General features: G+C 72.4%; 24 protein-coding genes. 7 read left to right on the top strand and 17 right to left on the bottom strand.

The window, feature by feature from the left end:
- The first annotated feature begins 89 nt into the window (after positions 1-89).
- Positions 90-1145 (top strand): hypothetical protein, encoded by a 1056-nt coding sequence (locus tag ACFVU9_RS02375; protein WP_380444822.1) that lies wholly within the window; start codon positions 90-92, stop codon positions 1143-1145.
- Between the two features lie 76 nt (positions 1146-1221).
- Here ACFVU9_RS02375 and ACFVU9_RS02370 read toward each other — a convergent pair whose 3' ends face one another.
- Entirely contained in the window at positions 1222-2604 is a 1383-nt protein-coding gene (locus ACFVU9_RS02370; RefSeq protein WP_380444821.1) for a glycine--tRNA ligase, read from the bottom strand.
- Positions 2605-2816: 212 nt separating this feature from the next.
- Between ACFVU9_RS02370 and ACFVU9_RS02365 the strand changes: the two genes are divergently transcribed.
- From ACFVU9_RS02365 to ACFVU9_RS02350, 4 genes are read left to right on the top strand one after another with little or no spacing between them, the layout of a single operon-like run.
- A complete protein-coding gene (locus ACFVU9_RS02365; RefSeq protein WP_387589056.1) occupies positions 2817-3845 on the top strand; it encodes a metal ABC transporter substrate-binding protein in 1029 nt (342 codons plus the stop codon).
- An 11-nt stretch (positions 3846-3856) separates the two neighbouring features.
- Entirely contained in the window at positions 3857-4621 is a 765-nt protein-coding gene (locus ACFVU9_RS02360) for a metal ABC transporter ATP-binding protein (protein WP_380444819.1), read from the top strand.
- Positions 4618-5547, top strand: coding sequence for a metal ABC transporter permease (locus ACFVU9_RS02355; RefSeq protein ID WP_380444818.1), 930 nt, complete (start codon positions 4618-4620; stop codon positions 5545-5547). The genes ACFVU9_RS02360 and ACFVU9_RS02355 overlap by 4 nt, the downstream gene beginning before the upstream one ends.
- A gap of 35 nt (positions 5548-5582) precedes the next feature.
- Positions 5583-5993, top strand: a complete 411-nt coding sequence (locus tag ACFVU9_RS02350) for a Fur family transcriptional regulator (RefSeq protein WP_329931091.1) — start codon at positions 5583-5585, stop codon at positions 5991-5993.
- 72 nt (positions 5994-6065) lie between these two features.
- On the opposite strand, the gene ACFVU9_RS02345 is transcribed toward ACFVU9_RS02350, so the two are convergent.
- The 4 genes from ACFVU9_RS02345 to leuA form a co-directional block, all read right to left on the bottom strand.
- The gene (locus ACFVU9_RS02345; protein WP_380444817.1) at positions 6066-6902 is read right to left on the bottom strand and encodes an isoprenyl transferase; all 837 of its coding nucleotides are present in this window, start codon (positions 6900-6902) and stop codon (positions 6066-6068) included.
- Positions 6903-6906: 4 nt separating this feature from the next.
- On the bottom strand, positions 6907-7653 hold the full coding sequence (gene recO / locus ACFVU9_RS02340) for a DNA repair protein RecO (RefSeq protein ID WP_359969802.1): 747 nt from the start codon (positions 7651-7653) through the stop codon (positions 6907-6909).
- 231 nt (positions 7654-7884) lie between these two features.
- Positions 7885-8577 carry a TerB family tellurite resistance protein gene (locus tag ACFVU9_RS02335; RefSeq protein ID WP_380444816.1) on the bottom strand — a complete coding sequence of 231 codons (693 nt, stop codon included), beginning with the start codon at positions 8575-8577 and terminating at the stop codon, positions 7885-7887.
- A gap of 240 nt (positions 8578-8817) precedes the next feature.
- Positions 8818-10614 (bottom strand): 2-isopropylmalate synthase, encoded by a 1797-nt coding sequence (gene leuA / locus ACFVU9_RS02330; RefSeq protein ID WP_387589050.1) that lies wholly within the window; start codon positions 10612-10614, stop codon positions 8818-8820.
- A 349-nt stretch (positions 10615-10963) separates the two neighbouring features.
- On the opposite strand from leuA, the gene ACFVU9_RS02325 reads away from it, so the two are divergent.
- Both ACFVU9_RS02325 and ACFVU9_RS02320 read left to right on the top strand, forming a co-directional pair.
- Positions 10964-12022: a M4 family metallopeptidase gene (locus ACFVU9_RS02325; protein ID WP_387589049.1), complete on the top strand. Its 1059-nt coding sequence runs from the start codon at positions 10964-10966 to the stop codon at positions 12020-12022.
- A gap of 143 nt (positions 12023-12165) precedes the next feature.
- Positions 12166-12432: a protealysin inhibitor emfourin gene (locus ACFVU9_RS02320; protein ID WP_329931097.1), complete on the top strand. Its 267-nt coding sequence runs from the start codon at positions 12166-12168 to the stop codon at positions 12430-12432.
- A gap of 45 nt (positions 12433-12477) precedes the next feature.
- Here ACFVU9_RS02320 and era read toward each other — a convergent pair whose 3' ends face one another.
- From era to ACFVU9_RS02260, 12 genes are all read right to left on the bottom strand, one after another.
- Positions 12478-13407, bottom strand: coding sequence for a GTPase Era (gene era / locus ACFVU9_RS02315; RefSeq protein ID WP_359969813.1), 930 nt, complete (start codon positions 13405-13407; stop codon positions 12478-12480).
- Positions 13408-13456: 49 nt separating this feature from the next.
- Positions 13457-13618: a hypothetical protein gene (locus tag ACFVU9_RS02310; protein WP_380444812.1), complete on the bottom strand. Its 162-nt coding sequence runs from the start codon at positions 13616-13618 to the stop codon at positions 13457-13459.
- A 102-nt stretch (positions 13619-13720) separates the two neighbouring features.
- Complete coding sequence (locus ACFVU9_RS02305; RefSeq protein ID WP_380444811.1) at positions 13721-14074, bottom strand: cytidine deaminase; 354 nt, start codon at positions 14072-14074, stop codon at positions 13721-13723.
- A gap of 46 nt (positions 14075-14120) precedes the next feature.
- Positions 14121-14666 carry a DUF4383 domain-containing protein gene (locus ACFVU9_RS02300; RefSeq protein ID WP_380498162.1) on the bottom strand — a complete coding sequence of 182 codons (546 nt, stop codon included), beginning with the start codon at positions 14664-14666 and terminating at the stop codon, positions 14121-14123.
- Between the two features lie 38 nt (positions 14667-14704).
- A complete protein-coding gene (locus tag ACFVU9_RS02295) occupies positions 14705-14941 on the bottom strand; it encodes a hypothetical protein (RefSeq protein ID WP_380444808.1) in 237 nt (78 codons plus the stop codon).
- Between the two features lie 43 nt (positions 14942-14984).
- Positions 14985-16310, bottom strand: coding sequence for a hemolysin family protein (locus tag ACFVU9_RS02290; RefSeq protein ID WP_380444806.1), 1326 nt, complete (start codon positions 16308-16310; stop codon positions 14985-14987).
- A 19-nt stretch (positions 16311-16329) separates the two neighbouring features.
- Positions 16330-16824, bottom strand: a complete 495-nt coding sequence (gene ybeY, locus ACFVU9_RS02285; protein ID WP_063347517.1) for an rRNA maturation RNase YbeY — start codon at positions 16822-16824, stop codon at positions 16330-16332.
- A gap of 14 nt (positions 16825-16838) precedes the next feature.
- On the bottom strand, positions 16839-17975 hold the full coding sequence (locus tag ACFVU9_RS02280; protein ID WP_380444804.1) for a PhoH family protein: 1137 nt from the start codon (positions 17973-17975) through the stop codon (positions 16839-16841).
- 206 nt (positions 17976-18181) lie between these two features.
- Positions 18182-19105 (bottom strand): ribonuclease Z, encoded by a 924-nt coding sequence (locus ACFVU9_RS02275; protein ID WP_380444803.1) that lies wholly within the window; start codon positions 19103-19105, stop codon positions 18182-18184.
- 5 nt (positions 19106-19110) lie between these two features.
- The gene (locus ACFVU9_RS02270) at positions 19111-19464 is read right to left on the bottom strand and encodes a histidine triad nucleotide-binding protein (protein ID WP_387589040.1); all 354 of its coding nucleotides are present in this window, start codon (positions 19462-19464) and stop codon (positions 19111-19113) included.
- Positions 19465-19529: 65 nt separating this feature from the next.
- Positions 19530-20285 carry an RDD family protein gene (locus ACFVU9_RS02265; protein WP_387589038.1) on the bottom strand — a complete coding sequence of 252 codons (756 nt, stop codon included), beginning with the start codon at positions 20283-20285 and terminating at the stop codon, positions 19530-19532.
- A gap of 100 nt (positions 20286-20385) precedes the next feature.
- Complete coding sequence (locus ACFVU9_RS02260) at positions 20386-23634, bottom strand: S41 family peptidase (RefSeq protein WP_387589035.1); 3249 nt, start codon at positions 23632-23634, stop codon at positions 20386-20388.
- Positions 23635-23668 lie beyond the last annotated feature (34 nt).

The raw sequence follows: 23668 nt of genomic DNA, 5'->3' as shown, positions 1-23668 counted from the left end.
CGGCTGGACGTGCCCCCGTAACCGCCCCGCCACATTCCGACACCAGGATGTCTCGCAGTCAGGGACCAGATGGACAGGGTGGGGCGATCATGCGCATGCGGTCGAGCGCGCAAGAAAGCGAACTGCAGGCTCACGAACTGCGCGCGGAGCTGGACGAGTTACTCCGCGCCAGCCGGTACGCCGGGCAGCGCGAGCGACGGCTCACCGAGGCGATACAGGCCTCCCCGGACCGGCAGTGGCCGGACGGGGAGCTCATGCGGCAGCTCGCCCAGGCGCGCACGCTGCGCGAGGGCCTGGGCGCCCGGTGCATCCAACTGAGCGACCAGCTACAGCAGTTGGAGTTCGACCTGCGCCAGCACCCGGCGCAGGCGCCGCAATTCGCCACCCCGGAGCCGCCACCGCCGCGCCCGGACATCGGGGCGCTGGCGGGGCGGGTGACCACGCTCCACCGCAGCGGTGCCCTCACCGAGGTGGCCGACCTGCTGACCCAGGCCGCCGTCCGGCTCACCCCGGACGAGACCGCCCAGCTCGCCGGCCTCCTGGCCCGAAGAGGCCCGGGCGAGGCCTCCCGGCAACTCGCCCGCAGCGCCGCGCACACGGCCCCCGAGCACGCCGTCGCGGTGCTCGCCGAACTGCGCGAGGCGGGGCTCGCCGACGAGGCGGCCGAATTGTTCCACGCCTTCTGGGGCTACCCGGCCACCGCCCTGCCCGCCCTCCTCGCGGCCCTGGAGCACGCCGGCCAACTCGCCGACGGGGCCACGCTCCTGTGGGAGTGGGGCTCCGCCCCGACGCCCGAGCTGACCGTCCTCGCCGCCGGCCTCCGGCAGGCGGGCCGCCACAACGACGTCCGGACGCTGCTGCGCCAGGCCGCAGGCCGCCCGACGGCCGACCTCGCGGCCCTCGCGACGGACCTCCCGGCGCCCCTGCCCGCCGTGCTGCTGCACGAGCTCGCCGCGCTCCGCCCGCCCGTCGAACTCGTCCGGCTGGCGGCCTCGCTGGACCACCACCGCGGCCTCTACGACCTGCTCCTCGCCGCCCTGCACGCCGACCCGGCCAGGCACCGCGCGACCCTGGCCGCCCTCCGCGCGGCCGGCCTGCCGACCGAACCCGCCGTGCCCGCCCGCTCCCGCTGGGGCCGGCGGTAGGGCGCCGAGCCCGAACGCGAGGAAGCCCCCGCCCGTCCCGCAGGACGAACGGGGGCTCCCCGGAGAGCGAGCGGCCTCAGCAGCCGATCAGGCGCGCGGCCAGGTACGACTTGACCTGGTCGAGCGAGACGCGCTCCTGCGCCATGGTGTCGCGCTCGCGCACGGTCACCGCGTTGTCCTCAAGGGTGTCGAAGTCGACGGTGACGCAGAACGGCGTGCCGATCTCGTCCTGGCGGCGGTAGCGCTTGCCGATGGCGCCGGCGTCGTCGAACTCGACGTTCCACGCGGTGCGCAGGTCGGCGGCGAGGCCGCGGGCCTTCGGGGACAGCTCGGCGTTGCGCGACAGCGGCAGGACGGCGACCTTGACCGGGGCCAGGCGCGGGTCGAGCCGCATGCCGACGCGCTTCTCCAGGACGCCCTTGGCGTTGGGCGCCTCGTCCTCGAAGTAGGCGTCGATCAGGAAGGCCAGCATGGCGCGGTTGAGGCCGGCCGCCGGCTCGATGACGTACGGGAAGTACCGCTCGCCGCTCTCCTGGTCGAAGTACTTGAGGTCCTGGCCGGAAGCCTCGCTGTGCACCCGCAGGTCGTAGTCGGTGCGGTTGGCGACGCCCTCGAGCTCGGAGAACTCGCTACCGCCGAAGTTGAAGCGGTACTCGATGTCCACCGTGCGCTTGGCGTAGTGGGAGAGCTTCTCCTTCGGGTGCTCGAAGAAGCGCATGTTCTCGGTGCGCAGGCCGAGGCCGACGTACCAGTCCCAGCGCTGCTGGAGCCAGTACTCGTGCCACTGCTCGTCCTCGCCCGGCTTGACGAAGAACTCCATCTCCATCTGCTCGAACTCGCGGGTGCGGAAGATGAAGTTGCCGGGGGTGATCTCGTTGCGGAAGCTCTTGCCGGTCTGGGCGATGCCGAACGGCGGCTTCTTGCGCGAAGTGGTCTGGACTGCCTTGAAGTTGGTGAAGATGCCCTGGGCGGTCTCGGGGCGCAGGAAGGCCAGGCCGCCGGCCTCCTCGGTGACGCCGAGGTGGGTCTTCAGCATGCCCGAGAAGTCCTTGGGCTCGGTGAACTGGCCCTTGGTGCCGCAGTCGGGGCAGTTGACGTCCTTGAGGCCATTCGGCGGCGGGAAGCCGTGCTTGGCCTCGTACTTCTCCTCAAGGTGGTCGGCGCGGTGGCGCTTGTGGCAGGAAAGGCACTCGGTCAGCGGGTCGTTGAAGGTGGCGACGTGGCCGGAGGCCTCCCACACCTCGCGGGCGAGGATCACCGACGAGTCCAGTCCGACGACGTCCTCACGGGCCTGCACCATCGTGCGCCACCACTGGCGCTTGATGTTCTCCTTGAGCTCGACGCCCAGCGGCCCGTAGTCCCAGGCGGCACGCGTACCGCCGTAGATCTCGCTGCAGGGGTAGACGAAGCCACGGCGCTTGCTCAGGCTGACGATCGTGTCGATCTTGTCGGCGGCCACAGTGCTCTCTTCAGTACGTAAGGCACGGTCAGGGCACGGCTGGTTGCTCGTACCCGAATACCTCAGATTACCGGCCCCATGGGTACGGGGTTCAAATCGGTATCGTCGGACCGGCCCCACTGATTCCCATCGCACCACCCGAGCCGGTCACCCGCCGTTCACCCACCCGAGTGATTTGACAATCGTTTCCAATCAAGATGAGAATGATTGTCATGATGATCCGACGACACGCTCGCACCTCCATAGCCTTGGCCGCCACCACGATCGCCGCCGCGCTCACGCTCACCGCGTGCGGCGGCAGCAGCAGCGCCAAGGACGCGGACGGCAAGCTGAACGTCGTCGCCTCCTTCTACCCGATGGAGTTCCTCGCCCAGCAGATCGGCAAGGACCACGTCGCGGTCACCGACCTCACCGCCCCTGGCGTCGAGCCGCACGACCTGGAGCTCACCGCCAAGCAGGTCGCGAGCGTCCAGAAGGCCGACGCGATCCTCTACCTCAAGGGCCTGCAGCCGACCGTCGACCAGGCCGTCGGCCAGTCCTCCGCGAAGGCGAAGATCGACGCCACCGCCGCCAGCCCGCTGGTCGACCACCACCTCGACGAGGACACCGCCGCGGGCGACGGCCACAAGCACGACGGCCCGGCCGGCGACCCGCACATCTGGCTCGACCCGGCCCGCTACACGACGATCGCCAAGAGCGTCGGCGACTCCTTCGCCAAGGCCGACCCGGCCCATGCGGACGACTACCGGAAGAACACCGACGACCTCGTCAACCGGCTCGGCGCCCTGGACAAGGAGTTCCAGACCGGGCTGAAGGACACCAGGACCAGGACCTTCGTCACCAGCCACGCCGCCTTCGGCTACCTCGCCGACCACTACGGCCTCACCCAGGTCGCCATCAACGGCGTCGACCCGGAGTCCGAGCCCACCCCGGCCCGCCTCGCCGCGGTGCAGAAGGCCGCCAAGGACAACGGCGTCACCACGATCTTCTTCGAGGCCCTCGTCGACCCCAAGCTCGCCAACACCGTCGCCAAGGACCTCGGTCTCAAGACCGCGGTCCTGGACCCGCTGGAGGGCGTCAAGGACCCGGCCAAGGACGACTACCTGAGCGTGATGCGGCAGAACCTGGCCAACCTCCAGGCCGCCCTGGGCGCAGCTCCTGCCGCCGCCCCGACCGGCACTGCCCCGACGACGGACGCCCCGGCCACCACCGCCCCGACCCCCGCGCCCACCGCCAGCTGACGGGACCCCCGATGAACCACCCGATACCCCCGGCCGTCCGCCTCCACAGCGCCGTCGCCTCGCGCGGCGGCCGGCCGGTGCTGCGCGGGATCGACCTCACGGTCGAGCCCGGCGAGGTCGTCGCCCTGCTCGGCGCGAACGGCTCCGGCAAGTCGACCACCGTCAAGACCGTGATCGGCTCCGTCCCGCTGGAGCAGGGCGCGCTGGAGCTGTTCGGCATCCCCTTCGCCAAGTTCCGCGCCTGGCACCGGATCGGGTACGTCCCGCAGCGCACCACCGCCGCCTCCGGCGTCCCGGCGACGGTGCGCGAGGTCGTCTCCACCGGACGGCTCCCGCAGCACCGCCTGCTGCCGTTCCGCCGCAGGGACCGGGACGCCGTGGACCGCGCGCTCGCCGCCGTCGGCATGCTCGACCGGGCCGGGGACGGCGTCGGCGACCTCTCCGGCGGCCAGCAGCAGCGCGTGCTCATCGCCCGCGCCCTGGTCGGCTCCCCCGACCTGCTGATCATGGACGAGCCGATGGCCGGCGTCGACGCCGCCAGCCAGCAGGTGCTCGCCGACACCCTGCGCGCCGAGGTCGCCCGCGGCGCCTCCGTGCTCCTCGTCCTGCACGAACTCGGGCCGCTGGAGCCGCTGATCGACCGCGCCGTGGTGCTCCGGGACGGCTGCGTCGCACACGACGGCCCGCCCGTGCCAAACACCGGCCTGCACGCCCTGCCCGGCCACGACCACGTCCACCCGCACGCCGACCACACCCCGCCGAGGCTGCTCGCATGACCGAGATGCTCTCCTACGACTTCATGCAGCGCGCCCTGCTCGCCGCCGTACTGGTCGGGATCACCGCCCCAGCCGTCGGCATCTACCTGGTGCAGCGCCGCCAGGCCCTGATGGGCGACGGCATGGGCCACGTCGCGATGACCGGCGTCGGACTCGGCTTCATCTTCCAGACCAGCCCGGTCTGGATGGCCGTCCTGGTCTGCGTGCTCGGCGCCGTCACCATGGAGCTCGTCCGCTCTCGCGGCAACCAGCGCGGGGACATCGCCCTCGCGATGCTCTTCTACGGCGGCATGGCCTGCGGCAAGCTCCTCGTCTCGCTCTCCGCCCAGGCCGGGGCCGGCTCGCTGGAGAGCTACCTGTGGGGCTCCATCCTCACCGTCGCCCCCGCGGACCTCGCCGCGATCGCCGCACTCGGCGCGGTGGTCATCGCCGTCACCGTCGGCCTGCGCCGCCAGCTCTTCGCGATCTGCCAGGACGAGGACTTCGCCCGGGTCACCGGCCTGCCGGTGCGCACGCTCAACCTGCTGCTCGCGGTCATGGCCGCGGTCACCGTCACCGTCGCCATGCGGGTCGTCGGCCTGCTGCTGGTCAGCGCCCTGATGGTGGTCCCGGTGGTGGCCGCCCAGCAGCTCACCCGCTCCTTCGCCGCCACCCAGGCGGCCTCGATCGCGCTCGGCGTGGTCGTCTCGCTGGCCGGCGTCACCGGCTCCTACCAGCTCGACGTGCCCTCCGGCCCGGCCATCGTGCTGCTCGCCATCGCGGTCTTCGCGGTGTTCAGCGCGATCGCCGCGCCGCTGGCCCGACGCCGCCACCGGGCGGGCGCCGACCCGGGGCCGCGCGAGTGCGACGTCCAACTGCCCGGACGGGCTTCTTCGAACACCTCTGACGCGGGCACGCCGGAGGGGCGGGCGGGGCTGGCACAATGAGGTGCGAGACGCCCACCACCCCAGGAGGACCCACGGTGACCACCGCCGGCCCGTCGCCGCGTGCCCGATCGACCCGGCAGCGTGCCGCCGTCTCGGCGGCCCTGGACGAGATCGAGGACTTCCGCAGCGCGCAGGAGCTCCACGACATGCTCAAGCACCGCGGAGACTCCGTCGGGCTGACCACGGTCTACCGCACGCTCCAGTCCCTCGCCGACGCCGGCGAGGTCGACGTGCTGCGCACCGCCGACGGCGAGGCGGTGTACCGGCGCTGCAGCAGCGGTCACCACCACCACCTGGTCTGCCGGCACTGCGGCGCGACCGTCGAGGTCGAGGGCCCGGCGGTGGAGCGGTGGGCCAACTCCGTCGCCTCGGAGCACGGGTTCAGCGACATCGCGCACACGCTGGAGATCTTCGGCACCTGCGCGGAGTGCGCCAAGAAGGCCTGACGGGCCGCACACGCCTGACGGAACGACGGAAAGGCCCGTGGGAACGGATCCCACGGGCCCTTCGTCGTGTCCTCAGCGCTGCGCGGGGACTCCCTGCGCGGGCACCTCGTTCGGGATGGCCCCGCCGAAGCGCCGGTCGCGCATCGCGTACTGCTCGCAGGCACGCCACAGGTCGCGGCGGTCGAAGTCCGGCCAGAGCACGTCCTGGAACACGAACTCGGCGTAAGCGGACTGCCAGAGCAGGAAGTTGGAGGTGCGCTGCTCGCCGCTGGGGCGCAGGAACAGGTCCACGTCCGGCATGTCCGGGTGGTACAGGTACTTGGCGATGGTCTTCTCGCCGACCTTCTTCGGGTCGAGCTTGCCGGACGCGACGTCGGCCGCGATGGCCTGCGCCGCGTCCGCCAGTTCGGCCCGGCCGCCGTAGTTGACGCACATGTAGAGCGTGACGGCGTCGTTGTCCTTGGTCTGCTCCTCGGCGACCTTGAGCTCCTGGACGACGCTCTTCCACAGCTTGGGCATCCGGCCGGCCCAGCGCACCCGCACGCCCATCGCGTCCATCTCGTCGCGGCGGCGGTGGATGACGTCCCGGTTGAAGTTCATCAGGAACTTCACCTCGTCGGGCGAGCGCTTCCAGTTCTCGGTGGAGAACGCGTACAGCGAGATGTTCTTCACGCCGAGCTCGATCGCGCCCTTGAGCACGTCCAGCACGACCGCCTCGCCGACCTTGTGGCCCTCGGTGCGCGGCAGCCCGCGCTCCTTGGCCCAGCGGCCGTTGCCGTCCATCACGATGGCGACGTGGTTCGGCACCAGCTCGCCGGGGATCTTCGGGGGCCGGGCGCCGCTGGGGTGCGGGGTCGGGGGGAGGTACTCCCGCTGCTTGCCGCCGCCGAAGAGCCGTCGCGCTGCCATGTGCTCACTTCTCCACGTATCTCATCGAGCGGATTCCCCGCTCCAGGTGCCACTGCAGATAGGCCGCGACGAGGCCGCTGCCCTCCCGCCAGTACCGCGGCTCGCAGGAATCCGCCGTCTGCCAGTCGCCCGACAGCAGCGCCCCGAGCAGTACCAGTGTCTCAGGGGAGGGTACGGCACATCCGGGCACTCGGCAGTCCGCGCACAGCACCCCGCCCGCCGGGAGCGAGAAGAAACGGTTCGGCCCGTCCAGCCCGCACTTGGCGCAGTCGGTGAAGCTCGCGCCGTACCCGTTCACCGCGAGCGAGCGCAGCAGGAAGGCGTCCAGCACCAGGTGCGACTCGTGCAGCCCGGCCGCGAGCGTGCGCAGACCCCCCACGAGCAGCAGGTACTGCTGGACGGCCGGCTCGCCCTCGTTCTCGGCGAAGCGCTCGGCCGTCTCCAGCATCGCCGTCCCGGCGGTGTACCGGCCGTAGTCGGTGACGATCGAACCGCCGTACGGCGCGATCGTCTCGACCTGGGTGCACAGCGGCAACCCGCGGCCGATCAGCTCACTCCCCCGGCTGAAGAACTGCACGTCCACGTGCGAGAACGGCTCCAGCCGGGCGCCGAACTTGGACTTGGTCTTGCGCACCCCGCGCGCCACCGCGCGCACCTTGCCGTGCTGGCGGGTCAGCAGGGTGATGATCCGGTCGGCCTCGCCGAGCTTCTGCGCCCGCAGCACCACGCCGTCGTCCCGGAACAAGCTCATGCGCCCGCCTCGCTACGCTCGGCAGGGGCATTCGCCCACTCGCACCTGTTCAATGACTCGCTCGCTCCGCCATGCCCACCATTGTCGCCCACCCGGGCGCAGCCGTGTGCCCGCACCCAGGCCGTGGGGGAGGACCTGTGCGGTGCGGGTCACGGCGGGCCCGGAGGGGGGAGACGGGCCCGTTTGTGGGGGTTGGTGATGGCTCTGCGGCAGTGTGTGGAGAGAGCAGGTCTAGTACGGCGCCCGGGTGGCCGCCTCCAGCAGCGCCGAGACCCGGGTCTGGGGCAGGTCCAGGCAGCGCCCGACCGCGGCCAGCGCCTCCCGCTCCTGCGGCAGGTAGCGCCCGTCGGCGAGCGCGATCGCCGCGCCCTGGAGCAGCAGCCGCTCGCGGCCCTGGTGGGCCAGGTGCGGGGCGAGCGGTTCGAGCACCGCGTGCAGTTCCACGGCGAGGCCGCCGGCCTCCCCCAGCCTCCGGCCGGGAGGTGCCCCCAGGTCCTGGGCGTCGTAGAGTTCGCCGCCGAGCCCGGACAGGGCGGCGAGCGCGGCCAGCACCTGGGCCTCGCCGCAGTCCTCGAACCCGGCCTCGCGCACCGCCGCGCAGGCGGCCTCGCGGGCCGCGCGATGGGCGGTGCCGCCGGCCGCGAGCAGGGCCAGCGCGATCGTGTACTGGGCGTCCCGCAGCATGCCGCCGAGCCGGACGCAGGTGGGCTGTTCGAGGCTCTCGACCCCGTACCGGCCGTCGCAGCCGGTGCACTGCACGCTGCCGATCACCGGTCCGAGCGGGAGCACCGGGGTGCCCAGCAGCCGCAGCCACCGCCGGCCGTGCTGCCGGCGGTAGTTGCGGTCCCCGCCGCAGCCCGGGCAGAAGAAGTCACCGAGAACGTCGGTCCGCCACCTCGGGCGAACACCCCACAAGCTGGTCACGGCGCCACTCCCCAGACATGGCAGGCGGCCTGCACAACTATGGGCAGGTCACGCGACCGGACACCGAGGCCGTCCCACCGACCCGGCTTTCCGGTGGATCGATGTTGCCACGCCCGGAGGCGGGTGTCAGTACCCCGAACGCCTTCCGGAGCGAAAAAATGTGGCCCAGGACACAGTCGGGGCGGGCAACGCCGAGGGCCGCCCCGCAGGACGGCCCTCCGTGCGTGCCACTCGTACGAACTACCCGCGCTGCGCCCGGTTGACGGCGCTGATCATCGCCTTCAGGGACGCCAGCACGGTGTTGGCGTCGATGCCCACGCCCCACAGCACCTTGCCGTCCACCGCGCACTCGACGTACGCGGCGGCCTGGGCGTCGCCGCCCTCGCTCAGCGCGTGCTCGGAGTAGTCCAGGACGCGCACGTCCACGTCGATCCGGCCCAGCGCGTCGGCGAACGCGGAGACCGGGCCGTTGCCGACACCGGTCAGGGTGACCGGCACGCCGTCCACCACGGCCCCGGCGATCAGCGCGTCCCGGCCGTCCTCGGTGGTCAGGGTGCGCGAACCGCTCAGCGTGATCCGGCCCCACGGGTTGTCCGTGGTCGGCAGGTACTCGTCCTCGAAGACCCGCCAGATCTCGGCCGGGGTGACCTCGCCGCCCTCGGCGTCGGTCTTGGCCTGGATGATCCGGGAGAACTCGATCTGCATGCGGCGCGGCAGGTCCAGCTTGTGGTCGTTCTTCAGGACGTACGCGACACCGCCCTTGCCGGACTGGCTGTTGACCCGGATGACCGCCTCGTAGGTGCGGCCGACGTCCTTCGGGTCGATCGGCAGGTACGGCACGCCCCAGGTGTGCTCCGCCACCGGCACGCCCGCCGCCTTCGCGTCCGCCTCCAGGGCGTCGAAGCCCTTCTTGATGGCGTCCTGGTGCGAGCCCGAGAAGGAGGTGTAGACCAGGTCACCGGCGTACGGGTGGCGCGGGTGCACCTCCATCTGGTTGCAGTACTCGGCGGTGCGGCGCACCTCGTCGATGTCGGAGAAGTCGATCTGCGGGTCGACGCCCTGCGAGAACAGGTTCATGCCCAGGGTCACCAGGTCGACGTTGCCGGTCCGCTCGCCCTGGCCGAACAGGCAGCCCTCGATGCGGTCCGCACCGGCCATGTAGGCCAGTTCGGCGGAGGCGACGGCGGTGCCACGGTCGTTGTGCGGGTGCACCGACAGACAGACGAACTCGCGGCGCGACAGGTTGCGCGACATCCACTCGAACTGGTCGGCCTGGACGTTCGGGGTGGCCCGCTCGATGGTGGCCGGCAGGTTCAGGATGATCTCGCGGCCCTCGCCCGGCTGCCAGACGTCCATGACCGCCTCGCAGACCTCCAGCGCGAAGTCCAGCTCGGTGTCGACGAAGATCTCCGGCGAGTACTGGTAGCCGAAGACGGTGTCCTCGCCCAGCAGCTTCTCCGCGTACTCCATCACCAGCCGGGTGCCGTCGGTGGCGATCGCCTTGGTGGCCGCCATGTCGTTGCGGAACACCACCCGGCGGAAGAGCGGCGCGGTCGCGTTGTACAGGTGGACGGTCGCGCGCGGGGCGCCGACCAGCGACTCGACGGTCTTCTCGATCAGCTCCTCGCGGGCCTGCGTCAGCACCGAGATGGTGACGTCCTCGGGGATCGCCCCCTCCTCGATCAGCGACCGTACGAAGGCGTGGTCGGTGGCCCCGGAGGACGGGAAGCCGACCTCGATCTCCTTGTAGCCCATCGAGACCAGCAGGTCGAACATCTTGCGCTTGCGGGCCGGCGACATCGGGTCGATCAGCGCCTGGTTGCCGTCCCGCAGGTCGGTGGACAGCCAGCGCGGCGCCTTGGTGATCACCTTGTCCGGCCAGGTGCGGTCGGGCAGGTCGACCGTGCCGAACGGCAGGTAGCGCCCGTGGCGCATGCCGGACGGCTGCTGGCGCACGCTCGCGGCGGTGATCGAGGTGGGACGGTCGACGAAGGCCCGGCCGGCGGGGATGGGCGCGGCGGAGGTCTGCTCGGTCATGGAACGGCTCTCGGCTTCCTGTGGGTGCGGGGCTGGTCGGGTCCTGTGAAAGGGGGGAAAACACCGACTGGCCGGCCTGCTGCCGCTCACGATCCGCCGTTGGACCGCCGGATGACGCGCACAGCTCGATCCCCGCGGCGAGGGAGCCGGCCCCAGTGGACTACAGGCCCTCGACGCGGCAGCTAAGAAGAAGCAGCCCGTTGCGCATGATGATCCCCAGCGTAACCGAGGCACGTGCGCCCCCGAAGTGATCCGGGCAACCTTCCCACTCCTTGAGACGGCGGCACCGGCGCCTCCGCTTGCGCGCGCGCCGGTGACAACCGGTCATCGAAGCCTCACTCTGGGCCACATGACTGCCGCGCCGCCGCTGTGCACCATCGTTCCGCCGTACGTCCTGGACCACCTCGCCGAGGCCGGTCACGAGCCCGCCGCCCGCTCCCTGCTCCTCGACGCCGCCCACCGCTCGACCCGCCACGCCGCTCTCCCGGCCGCCCCCGCCGCCCCCGCCGCCCCGGGCACCCCGGGCACCCCGGGTGCCACCGGGCTCAGCCGGGTGATCGCCGACACCGGCCACAGCGAGCGGCTGCCCGGACGGACCGTCCGCACCGAGGGCCAGGCCCCGGTCGCCGACCGGTCCGCCGACCAGGCCTACGACGGCCTCGGCGCGACCTTCGCGCTGTACGCCGACGCCTTCGGCCGCCGCTCCGTCGACGGCCGCGGGCTGCGGCTGGACGCGACGGTGCACTACGGCCAGGACTACGACAACGCGTTCTGGAACGGCAAGCGGATGGTCTTCGGCGACGGCGACGGCGAGGTGTTCGGCGACTTCACCGCCTGCATCGACGTCATCGGCCACGAACTCACCCACGGCGTCACCCAGTTCACCGCCGGCCTGGAGTACCGGGACCAACCGGGGGCGCTCAACGAGTCGGTCTCCGACGTCTTCGGCTCGCTGGTCAAGCAGTACGCGCTGCGCCAGGGCGCGGCCGACGCCGACTGGCTGATCGGCGCCGGCCTGCTCGCCCCCGGCGTGCAGGGCGTCGCGCTGCGCTCGATGAAGGCGCCCGGCACCGCCTACGACGACCCGCGCCTCGGCAAGGACCCGCAGCCGGCGCACATGCGGGACTACGTGCAGACCGCCGGGGACAACGGCGGCGTGCACATCAACTCCGGCATCCCCAACCACGCGTTCTACCTGCTGGCCACCGCGCTCGGCGGCTCGGCCTGGGAGTGCGCCGGACGGATCTGGTACGACGCGCTGACCGGCCGCCGACTGCCCGCCGACGCCGACTTCACCGCCTTCGCCCGGGCCACCGTGGCCGCCGCCAAGGCCCGTTACCCCGACCGGAGTTCGATCGCGGACACCGTGACGGCCGCGTGGGCGCAGGTCGGCGTCAGCCCCGGCTGACGGCACCCCGGCCCCCGAACTCCCGTTCCCCGGGCCGGGGAGCGGGAGTTCGGGACCGGCCGAGACCAGGTTGAGCCGGGCTTAAGGTCACGGTCCGGGAAAAGCCCGGCAAAAACCCATCCCTACGTAGCACCATGGCCACCATGCGTATCCAGGTGACCCGGACCGGCGGCCTCGCGGGAATCGTCCGCCGCGCGGAGCTCGACACCACCGACCGTACGGACGCCCCGCACGTCCACGCGCTCGCCCGCGAGGCCGTCGCGGGCGGGCTGCGGGCCCCGTCGTACGGGGTGCCGGACGGCTTCCACTACGAGATCACCGTCGACGGCCGCACGGTCCACTGCGCCGACCCGAAGCTCACCGACTCGCAGCGCGAGCTGGTGTCGCTGGTGCTGCGCGAGGGCGCGTAGGACGTTCCCCGGGCACCCCCGCGCTGCACCCGGCCCCGCGGCCGGTCAGAACCCGAGCTTGCGCAGCTGCTTCGGGTCGCGCTGCCAGTCCTTGGCCACCTTGACGTGCAGGTCGAGGAAGACCGGCGTGCCGAGCAGCGCCTCGATGTGCTTGCGGGCCGTCGTGCCGACGTGCTTGAGCCGCGCGCCCTTGGCGCCGATGACGATCGCCTTCTGGCTCTGCCGCTCGATGTAGACGTTCGCGTGGATGTCCAGCAGCGGACGGTCCGCCGGGCGGCCCTCGCGCGGCAGCATCTCCTCGACCACGACGGCCAGCGAGTGCGGCAGCTCGTCCCGCACGCCCTCCAGGGCGGCCTCACGGATCAGCTCGGCGACCATGATCTGCTCGGGCTCGTCGGTGAGGTCGCCGTCCGGGTACAGCGGCATGCCCTCCGGCAGCAGCTTGGTGATCAGGTCGGCGACCAGCTCCACCTGCTTGTCGCCCACCGCCGAGACCGGAATGATCTCGGCCCACTCGATGCCCAGCTCGACGCCGAGCTGGTGGACGGCGATCAGCTGCTCGGCCAGCCGCTTGGAGTCGACCAGGTCAGTCTTGGTGACGATGGCGACCTTGGGGGTCTTCTTGATCTCGGCGAGCTCCTTGGCGATGAACTTGTCGCCGGGGCCGAGCTTCTGGTCGGCGGGCAGGCAGAAGCCGATCACGTCGACCTCGGCCCAGGTGGAGCGGACCAGGTCGTTGAGGCGCTCGCCGAGCAGGGTGCGGGGCTTGTGCAGACCGGGGGTGTCCACCAGGACGAGCTGGGCGTCCGGGCGGTGGACGATGCCGCGCACGGTGTGCCGGGTGGTCTGCGGACGGTCGGAGGTGATCGCGACCTTCGTCCCCACCAGGGCGTTGGTCAGGGTCGACTTGCCCGCGTTGGGCCGGCCGACGAAGCACGCGAATCCGGATCGGTACGGGGAGGAAGGGGCACTCATGCGCTCCATTCTCCCTGATCACCGGGAGCCGGCCGACCCGGCCGCGCGGTCAGCCCTTGGAACCGCCGCCGCGCGAGGTCAGCGCGGCGACGATCAGCAGCAGGAGGAAGGCCAGCGAGCCCCCGAGCCACCAGGGCGAGCCGGTCTCCTGCCACTTGCCCATCCCCATCACGAACAGCAGCAGCCCGGCGAAGAACGCCACCGTGCCCATGTCCCCAGCCCCCTCACCGATTCCCCTCCGGTGAGATTATCTGCTGAACGCAGGAACGTTCCGCCGGGCCACCGACGCGTCGGGAACGCGCGAGAACGCCCCTCAGGAGGCCTTGACCGCCACCCGGAGCGTCCCGTCCGGACCGGCCAGCAGCAGTGGCGTCCCGGCCCCGCCGAGGTCCCGCACGGCCGCCAGGTCGGCCTCGGCCGGCCGCTCCGCCTCGCTCACCACGGCCGCCGCCTCCAGCGACTTCGCCCCGCTGGCCACCGCCATCGCGACGGCCGTCTGCAGCGCGCTCAGCCGCAGCGACTCCAGCGCGACCGTCCCGGCCACGTACGTCCGCCCGGTCTCGTCACGCACCGCGGCCCCCTCGGGGACGCCGTTGCGGGCGCGGGCCGAGCGGGCCAGGGTGATGATCTTCTTGTCTTCGGGGTCGAGCTCGACGTTGTCACTCATGCGCCGAGCATAGGCGCCGACCGGCCCGCGGGGCCCGGGGCGGCCCTCAGTGGCCGACCGGCTGGGTCGGTCCCGGGTTCGGGTTGAGGACCTTGACGAAGGTCTTCGGACCGGACGGCAGCGGCGTCTCCCGCTCGATGCGCCCGCGCCAGAACGGGTTGTCGTGCGGCAGGTGGCTGCTCACCCGTCCGTACATCCCGAACGTCGTCACGACGGTCCCGAACACGAAGGCGAACAGCACGTTCGACATCCGGAAGTTGAGGATGTTGGCGTCCGGCCGGCCGAGCACCGTCAGCCCGTAGAACCCGGACAGGACGAACAGCACGCCGACCACCATGTTCAGGTTCGACGCGAAGTTCCCGCCGATCACCGCCCCCACCACCAGGATCGCGCCCACCACGATGGACAGGATGCTCAGCGCCCCGTTGGTCGACAGCCCGGCGACGCGGTCACCGTGCGTCGCGAGGAACCCCGGGTGGTCGGCCAGGCCGAGGCACCCGAACACGATCAGGAAGATCCCCCCGAGCCCCGCCCCGGCCCGCCACACGGTGGCGAGCTTCGAGTCGACGGGCAGTTCGTCTTGCAGCTTCATGGCGACCTCCACCATGGGCCGGCCGGGCGGCACCCGGCCTAGCTGTAGGGATGGCTCCCCTGCATGTGCGGGACCTCGTGCATGTAGAGCGAGCCGCACTGCTGACAGCAGCGCAACCCGGTGCCCCATTCCTGCTCGGGCCGGGTCTCGGCCTCGTCCGCCATGGTCCGGCCGCACAGCGCCATCGCGAGGTCGCCGTCCCGGACCACGTGCCAGACCTTGACCCCGCCCGCCGCCCCTTGCGGGCCGTACTCCGCGCGAAGTTGATGCGTCATGCCCTCCATGGTCGCTCCGCCGCCCCGCCGCCGCTACTCGCGGCTACTCGCCCTGGTCGTCCGAGGGGTCGTCGGCCCGGCGGACGGGGGTGGCGACCATCGAGCCGATGCGGTTGCGGCGGCCGGCGGAGGACTCGGCGGTCAGCAGGATGCCGGTCAGGCCGGTGTCGGCGGGTTCGGGCAGCGGGATCTCGCAGGCGGAGCCGGGGATCGGGACGCGGCCGAGGTGTTTGGCGAGCAGGCCGCCGACGGTCTCGACGTCCTCGTCCTCCAGCTCGATGCCGAAGAGTTCGCCGAGGTCCTCGACCAGGAGGCGGGCGGTGATCCGGTAGGAGCCGTCGCCGAGGTCCTCCACGGGCGCGATCTCCCGGTCGTACTCGTCGGTGATCTCGCCGACGATCTCCTCCAGGACGTCCTCGATGGTGACCAGGCCGGCCGTGCCGCCGTACTCGTCGATCACGATCGCCACGTGCGAGCGGCGCTGCTGCATCTCGCGCAGCAGGTCGCCGGCCGGCTTGGAGTCCGGGACGAAGACGGCCGGGCGCATCACCGCGCCGACCTCCTCCGACTCGGCCTCCCGGTTGATGTGGGTGCGCCGGACGAGGTCCTTCAGATAGACGATGCCGACGACGTCGTCCTCGTTGTCGCCGACCACCGGGATGCGCGAGAAGCCCGAGCGCAGCGCCAGCGTCAGCGCCTGCCGGACGGTCTTGTGCCGCTCGATCATCACCAGGTCGGTGCGCGGCACCATGACCTCGCGGACGATGGTGTCGCCCAGCTCGAAGACCGAGTGCACCATGCGGCGCTCCTCGTCCTCGATCAGGTCGTCCTTCTCGGCGAGGTCGACGAGGGCGCGCAGCTCCGCCTCGGAGGCGAACGGCCCCTCGCGGTAGCCCTTGCCCGGGGTCAGCGCGTTGCCGAGCAGGATCAGCAGCCGCGGGATCGGGCCGAGCACGGCGGCCAGCGGCAGCAGCACGAAGGAGGCCGCAGTCGCCGTGGTCAGCGGGTGCTGGCGCCCGATCGTGCGCGGCGAGACGCCCACCGCGACGAACGACACCAGCACCATCACGCCGAAGGCGAGCAGCACGGCCTGCCAGGTCGGGGCCACGTTGCGCACGCACACCACGGTGACCAGGACGGCCGCCGCCATCTCGCTGGCCACCCGGATCAGGGTGGCCAGGTTGAGGTAGCGGATCGGGTCGGAGGCGACGGTCAGCAGCCGGGCCGAGCCGCGCCGCCCGGAGCGGACGGCCTCCTCGGCCCGGAACCGGGACACCCGGGAGATGCCCGCCTCGGCGCACGCGGCCAGCCAGCCGAGCACGACGAGCAGCACGGCACCGAGGATGAAGCTCGTACTCTCACCACTCACAGGAGTTCGGGCTCCGCGCTCAGTGGGTGGTGGGGGCCGGCGAGAGGCCGCCGAGCCCGCGACCGGCCCGCCAGTCGTCGAGGATCCGCTTCTGGAGGGCGAACATCTCTTCCTCCTCCTCGGGCTCCTCGTGGTCGTAGCCGAGCACGTGCAGCACGCCGTGGACGGTGAGCAGCTGGAGCTCCTCGTCCATCGAGTGCTTGGACGGGGCCGCCTTGCCCTGCTGCTCGGCGACCTCGGGGCAGAGCACGATGTCGCCGAGCAGGCCCTGCGGCAGCTCCTCGCCCTCCTTGCCGGGGCGCAGCTCGTCCATGGGGAAGGACATCACGTCGGTGGGTCCGGGGAGGTCCATCCACTGGATGTGCAGCTCCTCCATCGCCGCGCCGTCCACCAGGATCACGGACAGTTCGGACTGCGGGTGGATCCGCATCTTGTCCAGGGCGAAGCGGGCGACGTCGAGGATGGCTTCCTCGTCGGCGTCCCAACCGGACTCGTTGGCGATGTCGATCGACATGACGGGCTGTTCGCTCAGCTTTCGGTGCGATGGGACTGTCGGGGTGCGCGGGGCGCCGTGGCCTTGCTCGCCGCGCGCCGCTGGGCGGGCTTGCGGGCGGCCGGGGCGTTGTCCTCGGCCTCCTGCCGGGCGTCCCAGCGTTCGTACGCGTCCACGATCCGGCCGACCAGCTTGTGGCGGACCACGTCGGTGCTGGTGAGGACGGAGAAGTGGATGTCGGGCACGTCGGCCAGGATCTCCTGGACGACCTTGAGACCGCTGCGGGTGCCGCCCGGGAGGTCGATCTGGCTGGTGTCGCCGGTGACCACCACCCGGGAGTTGAAACCGAGGCGGGTGAGGAACATCTTCATCTGCTCGGGCGAGGTGTTCTGGGCCTCGTCCAGGATGATGAAGGCGTCGTTGAGGGTCCGGCCGCGCATGTAGGCGAGCGGGGCGACCTCGATGGTGCCGGCCGCCATCAGGCGCGGGATGGAGTCCGGGTCCATCATGTCGTGCAGCGCGTCGTACAGCGGGCGCAGGTACGGGTCGATCTTCTCGTAGAGGGTGCCGGGCAGGAAGCCCAGCCGCTCCCCCGCCTCGACGGCCGGGCGGGTCAGGATGATCCGGTTGACCTCCTTGGCCTGCAGGGCCTGGACGGCCTTGGCCATCGCGAGGTAGGTCTTGCCGGTGCCGGCCGGGCCGAGGCCGAAGACGATCGTGTGCCGGTCGATCGCGTCGACGTAGCGCTGCTGGTTGAGGGTCTTGGGGCGGATCGTGCGGCCGCGGTTGGACAGGATGTTCGCGGTGAACACCTGGGACGGCGCCGGGCTGTCCGGGTCCTCCTCCTGGCTGCGGAGCATGGCGATGGAACGCTCCACGGAGTCCTCCGTGAGGGGCTGGCCGGTGCGCAGCACCAGCATCATCTCGTTGAAGAGCTTCTGCACGAGGCCGACCTCGGCGGGCGCCCCGGTGGCGGTCACCTCGTTGCCGCGGACGTGGATGTCGGCGGCGGGGAAGCCCTGCTCGATCACGCGCAGCAGCGAGTCCGCCGTGCCGAGCAGGGTGACCATCGGGTGCTTCTCGGGGATGACGATCCGGGCGCTGACGCGGCCGTCGTCGGCCGGTTCGGGGCGCGACTGACCATTGGTACGGGTCTGCGATGTGTCACTCATAGGTCGGCGCTGGGGCCTGCCTCATCCCATCCGTGGTGTCGTGTGCCGCTCGGTGTCTCCGGGGCACCAGGGTACGCCGCGAGCGTGATCGCCGCGGCGGGCGGCGGGGCCGCACCCGACGATGCTGCGGCAGATCGGGGGACGGCGCGAGCCCTTTTCGGCGCTCCCGGCCTCACCACGGGTTCCGCGAGCGCGAAGGCGGACGCTCAGGGCAGCCGCCGCGGCGGGACGGGCACCCGGGCGAGGTCGCCGGCGAGCACCAGTTCGCCGTCGAAGTGCTTGCGGGCGTCGGCCAGGTGCTGGCCGAGGTCGGGGTAGCGCTGGGAGAAGTGGGTCAGCACGAGGGTGCGCACACCGGCCTCGGCGGCGGCCTTGGCGGCCTGCCCGGCGGTGAGGTGGCCGTGGTCCTCGGCGAGGTGGGCGTCGGCGTCGGTGAAGGTGGACTCGACGACCAGCAGGTCGGCACCCTCGGCCAGTTCGTGGACGCCCTCGCAGAGCCGGGTGTCCATCACGAACGCGAACTTCTGGCCGAGCCTGGGCTCGCTGACCTCGTCCAGGGTGACCGTCCGGCCGTCCGCCTCGATCGCGCCATCGTGCTGCAGCCGGCCGACCGCCGGGCCCCGGATGCCGAGGGCGGCGAGCCGTTCGGGCACCAGGCGGCGGCCGTCCGGCTCGGACAGCCGGTAGCCGAAGGACTCCACCGGGTGCGAGAGGCGCACCGCGTCCAGCGCGAAGCGCGCGCCGGGCGCGGGCAGCGGTCCCGGCTCGTCGATCGGGCGCGGGCGCAGCACCGCCGTCTCGTGGTAGGCGGTGGCGTGCCGCAGCCGCTCGAAGTAGACCTCGCCGGAGGCGGGGAAGTAGACGTCGACCGGGTGCGGGACGCGGTCCAGGTTGATCCGCTGGATCACCCCGGCGAGGCCCAGGCAGTGGTCGCCGTGGAAGTGGGTCACGGCGATCCGGGTGATCTGGGTGGCCGAGACCCCGGCGTGCAGCATCTGCCGCTGGGTGCCCTCGCCGGGGTCGAACAGCAGTCCCTCGCCGTCCCAGCGCAGGAGGTAGCCGTTGTGGTTGCGGTGCCGGGTGGGCACCTGGCTGGCGGTGCCGAGGACGACGAGTTCGCGCTGCGACACGTAGGTCAGACCATGCTCTCGGTCATCGGCTTGCCGCCGAGCACGTGCACGTGCGCGTGGAAGACGGTCTGCCCCGCGCCGGCGCCGGTGTTGAAGATCAGCCGGTAGTCCTCGACGCCCTCGTCCCTGGCCACCAGGCCCGCCTCGGCGAGGAGTTCGCCGGCGATCTCCGGCTCGGCGGCGGCCAGCGCGGCGGCGTTCGGGTAGTGGACGTGCGGGATGACGAGGACGTGCACCGGCGCCTTCGGGGCGATGTCGCGGAAGGCGAGGACGCGCTCGGTCTTGCGCACCACCGTGGCCGGGATTTCGCCCGCCACGATCTTGCAGAACAGGCAGTCGGGCTGCGGCTCGCCGGCCATCGGATTCTCCTCGGGATCGCGTTCGGGGTCGTGCTTCGTCTGCGCTGGGGCCGTACGGCCGCAGCCTAGCCGAGCCGCCCGGTGGCCTGCTCGTACTCCCGCAGGTGCTTCCAGCGCACGATCCGCACGCCGACGATGTCGCCCTCGCCCTCGAACTCCTCGCTGAGCCAGCTGACCAGCAGGACGACGAAGCCGATCAGCCAACGCCGGGTGAGCCGCCAGGTGTTGGGGTGCATGACGCGCTTGCGGCGGATCACCCGCAGCGCCATGACGCCCTTGCCGACGCTGAAGCCGGTGAGGCGGGCGAGCAGCACCTGGTTGACGAACGACAGGACGAGGCCGGTGGCCAGCAGGCCGACGATCCACGGCACGCCGGCGACCGCGCCGTGCTTGCCCGCGTGGCCGGCCTTGTTCGCGACGGCGAAGGCCGGGCCGACGGCGACCAGGAAGTCGATCAGGATGGCCGGAAAGCGCCGGTAGTTGCTGGTCTCCGGCGGCGTGGGCGCCGCGGTGGCGGCGTCGAACCCCTGCCCGTGGGCCGCGTACGGCTGCGCGGGCTGCGGCTGTTGGGCCGGCTGCGGCTGGTACGGCTGGCCGTGCGCCGGGTACGGGTTCTGCCCGTGCGGCGGGTACGGATTCTGACCGTACTGCGGCTGGGGCTGCTGGTACTGCTGCGGCTGCTGGTACTGCTGCGGCGGCGGCTGCTGCTGCCCGTACGGATTCGGCGGGTACCCCTGCGCCGGGTACGCCTGCTGCGGCGGCTGCGGCTGTGCGTAAGGGTTCTGGCCGTACTGCTGCGGTGATGGATAGCCCTGTGCCATGTGCTCCCCCGTAGAGCTGTCGAGCAAGATCAGCCCCGCATCCTACTCACCGCCCGGAGCGGGAAGTCGGCCCACCCGACTTCCCGCTCCGGACCCGCCCCTACTGCCAGGGCAGCGGCGGCGCCGTCCGGGCCGGCGCCTCGGCGAGCGCGGCCAGCGCGATGCGCACGCCGGCGGCCAGCTGCGGGTCCTCGCCCGCGGCCCACTCGTGCGGCGCGATCGGCACCTCGACGTCCGGGTCGACGCCGTGGTTCTCCACGCCCCAGCCGTAGTTCTCCAGCCAGAACGAGTACTTGGGCTGGGTGACCAGGGTGCCGTCGACCAGGTGGTAGCGGCTGTCGATGCCGATCACCCCGCCCCACGTCCGGGTGCCGACCACCGGGCCGAGCCCCAGCGCCTGGATCGCGGCGTTGACGATGTCGCCGTCCGAACCGGAGTACTCGTCGGCGAGCGCGACGACCGGTCCGCGCGGGGCGTCCCCGGGGTAGGGCTGCGAGCTGGTGATGTCCCGGGCGACGTTCCAGCCGACGATCCGGCGGGCCAGCTTCTCGATCACCAGCTGGGAGGTGTGGCCACCCCGGTTCTCCCGGATGTCGACGATCACGCCCTCCTTGGCCATCTCGGAGCGCAGGTCGCGGTGGAGCTGGGCCCAGCCGGCGCTCTGCATGTCCGGGATGTGCAGGTAGCCGAGCCGCCCGCCGGACAGCTCGCGGGTCTCGGCCCGGCGCCCGGCCACCCAGTCGTGGTAGCGCAGCGCCTCCTCGTCGGCGAGCGGGACGACCACCGGGTGGCGCTGGTCGGTGCCGTCCTTGCCGGCCACGGTGAGCTCGACGGGCTGCCCGGCGGTCCCGGCCAGCAGCGGCGCCGGGCCGGTGACCGGGTCCACCGGGCGGCCGTTGACGGCGAGGACGGCGTCCCCGGGGCGGATCGCGGCGCCGGGCGCGGCGAGCGGCGAGCGGGCCCGGGGGTCGGAGGACTCGCCGGGCAGGATCCGGGCGATCCGCCAGAGGTCCCCGTCCTTGACCAGGTCGGCGCCGAGCAGGCCCTGGCGCCGCGCGGGCTCGGTGTGCAGGCCGTAGGGCATGACGTAGGCGTGCGAGGTGGCGAGTTCGCCGTGCACCTCCCAGAGCAGGTCGACCAGGTCGTCGTGCGAGCCGACCCGTTCGACCAGCGGGCGGTAGCGCTCCAGGACGCCGTCCCAGTCGACGCCGGAGAGGTCCGGGCGCCAGAAATTGTCGCGCATCAGCCGGCCGTTCTCGGCGTACATCTGGCGCCACTCGGCGGCCGGGTCGACCGTCACCCGCAGCCGGGCGAGGTCGACGGCCGTCTCGTCCTCGTCGCCCGCCTTGTGGTCGGCCGGGAGGATCCGCAGCTCGCCCTCGTCCACGACCGCCAGCCGGCTGCCGTCCCCGCTGACCGCGAACCAGTCCAGGCCGTGCACGAGCGGCTCGGCCCGGCGCTTCTTGAGGTCGAAGCGCTCCAGCGTGGCCCGGGGCCGTTCGTCCTCCAGCGAGGCCGCCTCGTCGCCGAGTTCGCCGAGCAGCGGCAGGCGCGTCCACAGCACGCCGTCCTTGCCCGCCTTGAGCGCGCCGAAGCGGCCGCCCTCCACCGGGAAGGGGACGATCCGGTCGGCGATGCCGTCCAGGTCGACCCTGGTCACCGGCGCGGCGTCGGCGCCGCCCTCCTCGCCGTCGCCCTTCTTGCCGCGCGGCTCCTCGTCCTCCCCGCCGAGCGGGCGCCCGGCCCGCTGCGGGCCGAACGGGGACGGCGTGTCGGCGGCCAGCGTGATCAGGTACGGGCGGCAGCCGTTGGGGAAGGACAGGTCGAAGACGTGCGAGTCGTAGACCGGGTCGAAGTTGCGCACCGACAGGAAGGCCAGGTAGCGGCCGTCCGCGGTGAAGGCCGGCGCGGTGTCGACGAAGCGCTGCTGGGTGACCTCGCCGACCGTCCGGGTGGCCAGGTTCGCCAGCACGATCTGGCGCAGCGACCACGCCCCGCTGCCCGGCACCGGGCGCGACCAGGCCAGCCACGCGGAGTCCGGGCTGAACACCAGGCCGCTGACCTCGCCGTCGGTGCTGCGGGCCAGCTCGTGCACGGCGCCGTCGGCGAGCGTCACCAGCAGCACCCGGCCGTCGTGCACGCCGAGCGCCGCCTGCTTGCCGTCCGGGGAGACCATCAGCGAGTTGACCCGGCCGAGCTGTCCGGCGGCCAGCCGGCGGCGCTCGGCGCCGTGGACGGCGGGGGCGAACTCCAGCCCGTCCTCGCCCCCGGCGTCCGACACCCACAGCACGCCCTGCGCGCCGTCCTCGCCCGGCACCACGCGGGCCAGCCGGCCGCGCACGCCCGGCGTCTCGTCCAGCACCCGGGCCGGGCCCTCGCGGTGGGTCAGCCAGTGCACGCTCCCGCGCACCACGACGGCGCTGGCCCGGCCGGTGCGGTCCGGGGCGACGGTCTCCAGCCAGTGCGCGGCGTGCACCGGGCGCGGGCGGCGGCCGGTGCGCGGCCCGGCCAGCCGGACGTCCAGGCGGCGCGGCTCGGCGCCCTCGGCCAGGTCCTCCAGGAGCCACAGGTCGCCGGCCCGGTGCCAGACCACCCGGGTGCCGTCGGTCGCGGCGTTGCGGGCGTAGAAGCCGTCCGGGGAGGTGGTGTGGCGGCGCAGGCCGGTGCCGTCCGGAAGGCTGGAGTAGAGCTCGCCGACGCCCTCGTGGTCGGACAGGAACGCGATCCGCGAGCCGTCCGCGCCGGCCACCCACAGCGGCGAGGAGAGCTGCCCGTCGAGGTCCTCGTGGATCCGGACGAACTCGTCCCGGCCGATCCACAGCTTGCCCGCCCGGCCGCCCCGGTAGCGCTTCCACCAGGCCGGTTCGCGGTTGTTGACGGTGCCCAGCAGCACCCGGTCGCCGTCCGGCTCGAAGGCCAGCCCGCCGACCGGCCCGTACGGCAGCCGCACCGGCTCGCCGCCGTCCAGCGGCACCGCGTGCGCCCAGGTGCGGCGCAGGGTGGCCTGCCCGGCGGTGGTGGTGGCGATCGGACGGCCGTCGGCGGTCCACCCCTGTAGCTGGGTCTGGCCGCTGCCCCAGTGGGTCAGACGCCGCGACGGGCCGCCGTCCACCGGCACGACGTGCACCTCGGGCGCGCCGTCCCGGGCGGAGGTGTAGGCGATGTGCCGCCCGTCCGGGGAGAACCGCGGGTGGTGGACGGGCAGGTGATCGGCCGTCAGCCGCCAGGCCCGGCCACCGTCCAGAGGGGCGAGCCAGACGTCGTTCTCGGCGACGAAGGTGACCAGGTCACCGTGCAGATGCGGGTGGCGCAGGTATGCGCCGACAGGGTTGCTGAGGGGTTCCGTCACGCCGCCAGCGTAGGCACGTACGCGGACGGGGCGG

The organism is Kitasatospora sp. NPDC057936 (assembly GCF_042887525.1).
GTDB lineage: Bacteria > Actinomycetota > Actinomycetes > Streptomycetales > Streptomycetaceae > Kitasatospora.
This window is presented reverse-complemented; position numbering and strand designations above follow the sequence as displayed.

Excerpts from the sequence above, each read along its gene's own strand:
- ACFVU9_RS02375 (WP_380444822.1), top strand. The coding sequence starts at position 90 with ATGCGCATGCGGTCGAGCGCGCAAGAAAGCGAACTGCAGGCTCACGAA.
- ACFVU9_RS02365 (WP_387589056.1), top strand. The coding sequence starts at position 2,817 with ATGATGATCCGACGACACGCTCGCACCTCCATAGCCTTGGCCGCCACC.
- ACFVU9_RS02360 (WP_380444819.1), top strand. The coding sequence starts at position 3,857 with ATGAACCACCCGATACCCCCGGCCGTCCGCCTCCACAGCGCCGTCGCC.
- ACFVU9_RS02355 (WP_380444818.1), top strand. The coding sequence starts at position 4,618 with ATGACCGAGATGCTCTCCTACGACTTCATGCAGCGCGCCCTGCTCGCC.
- ACFVU9_RS02345 (WP_380444817.1), bottom strand. The coding sequence starts at position 6,902 with ATGGCAGCGCGACGGCTCTTCGGCGGCGGCAAGCAGCGGGAGTACCTC.
- recO (WP_359969802.1), bottom strand. The coding sequence starts at position 7,653 with ATGAGCTTGTTCCGGGACGACGGCGTGGTGCTGCGGGCGCAGAAGCTC.
- leuA (WP_387589050.1), bottom strand. The coding sequence starts at position 10,614 with ATGACCGAGCAGACCTCCGCCGCGCCCATCCCCGCCGGCCGGGCCTTC.
- ACFVU9_RS02325 (WP_387589049.1), top strand. The coding sequence starts at position 10,964 with ATGACTGCCGCGCCGCCGCTGTGCACCATCGTTCCGCCGTACGTCCTG.
- ACFVU9_RS02320 (WP_329931097.1), top strand. The coding sequence starts at position 12,166 with ATGCGTATCCAGGTGACCCGGACCGGCGGCCTCGCGGGAATCGTCCGC.
- era (WP_359969813.1), bottom strand. The coding sequence starts at position 13,407 with ATGAGTGCCCCTTCCTCCCCGTACCGATCCGGATTCGCGTGCTTCGTC.
- ACFVU9_RS02310 (WP_380444812.1), bottom strand. The coding sequence starts at position 13,618 with ATGGGCACGGTGGCGTTCTTCGCCGGGCTGCTGCTGTTCGTGATGGGG.
- ACFVU9_RS02305 (WP_380444811.1), bottom strand. The coding sequence starts at position 14,074 with ATGAGTGACAACGTCGAGCTCGACCCCGAAGACAAGAAGATCATCACC.
- ACFVU9_RS02300 (WP_380498162.1), bottom strand. The coding sequence starts at position 14,666 with ATGAAGCTGCAAGACGAACTGCCCGTCGACTCGAAGCTCGCCACCGTG.
- ACFVU9_RS02295 (WP_380444808.1), bottom strand. The coding sequence starts at position 14,941 with ATGACGCATCAACTTCGCGCGGAGTACGGCCCGCAAGGGGCGGCGGGC.
- ybeY (WP_063347517.1), bottom strand. The coding sequence starts at position 16,824 with ATGTCGATCGACATCGCCAACGAGTCCGGTTGGGACGCCGACGAGGAA.
- ACFVU9_RS02280 (WP_380444804.1), bottom strand. The coding sequence starts at position 17,975 with ATGAGTGACACATCGCAGACCCGTACCAATGGTCAGTCGCGCCCCGAA.
- ACFVU9_RS02270 (WP_387589040.1), bottom strand. The coding sequence starts at position 19,464 with ATGGCCGGCGAGCCGCAGCCCGACTGCCTGTTCTGCAAGATCGTGGCG.
- ACFVU9_RS02265 (WP_387589038.1), bottom strand. The coding sequence starts at position 20,285 with ATGGCACAGGGCTATCCATCACCGCAGCAGTACGGCCAGAACCCTTAC.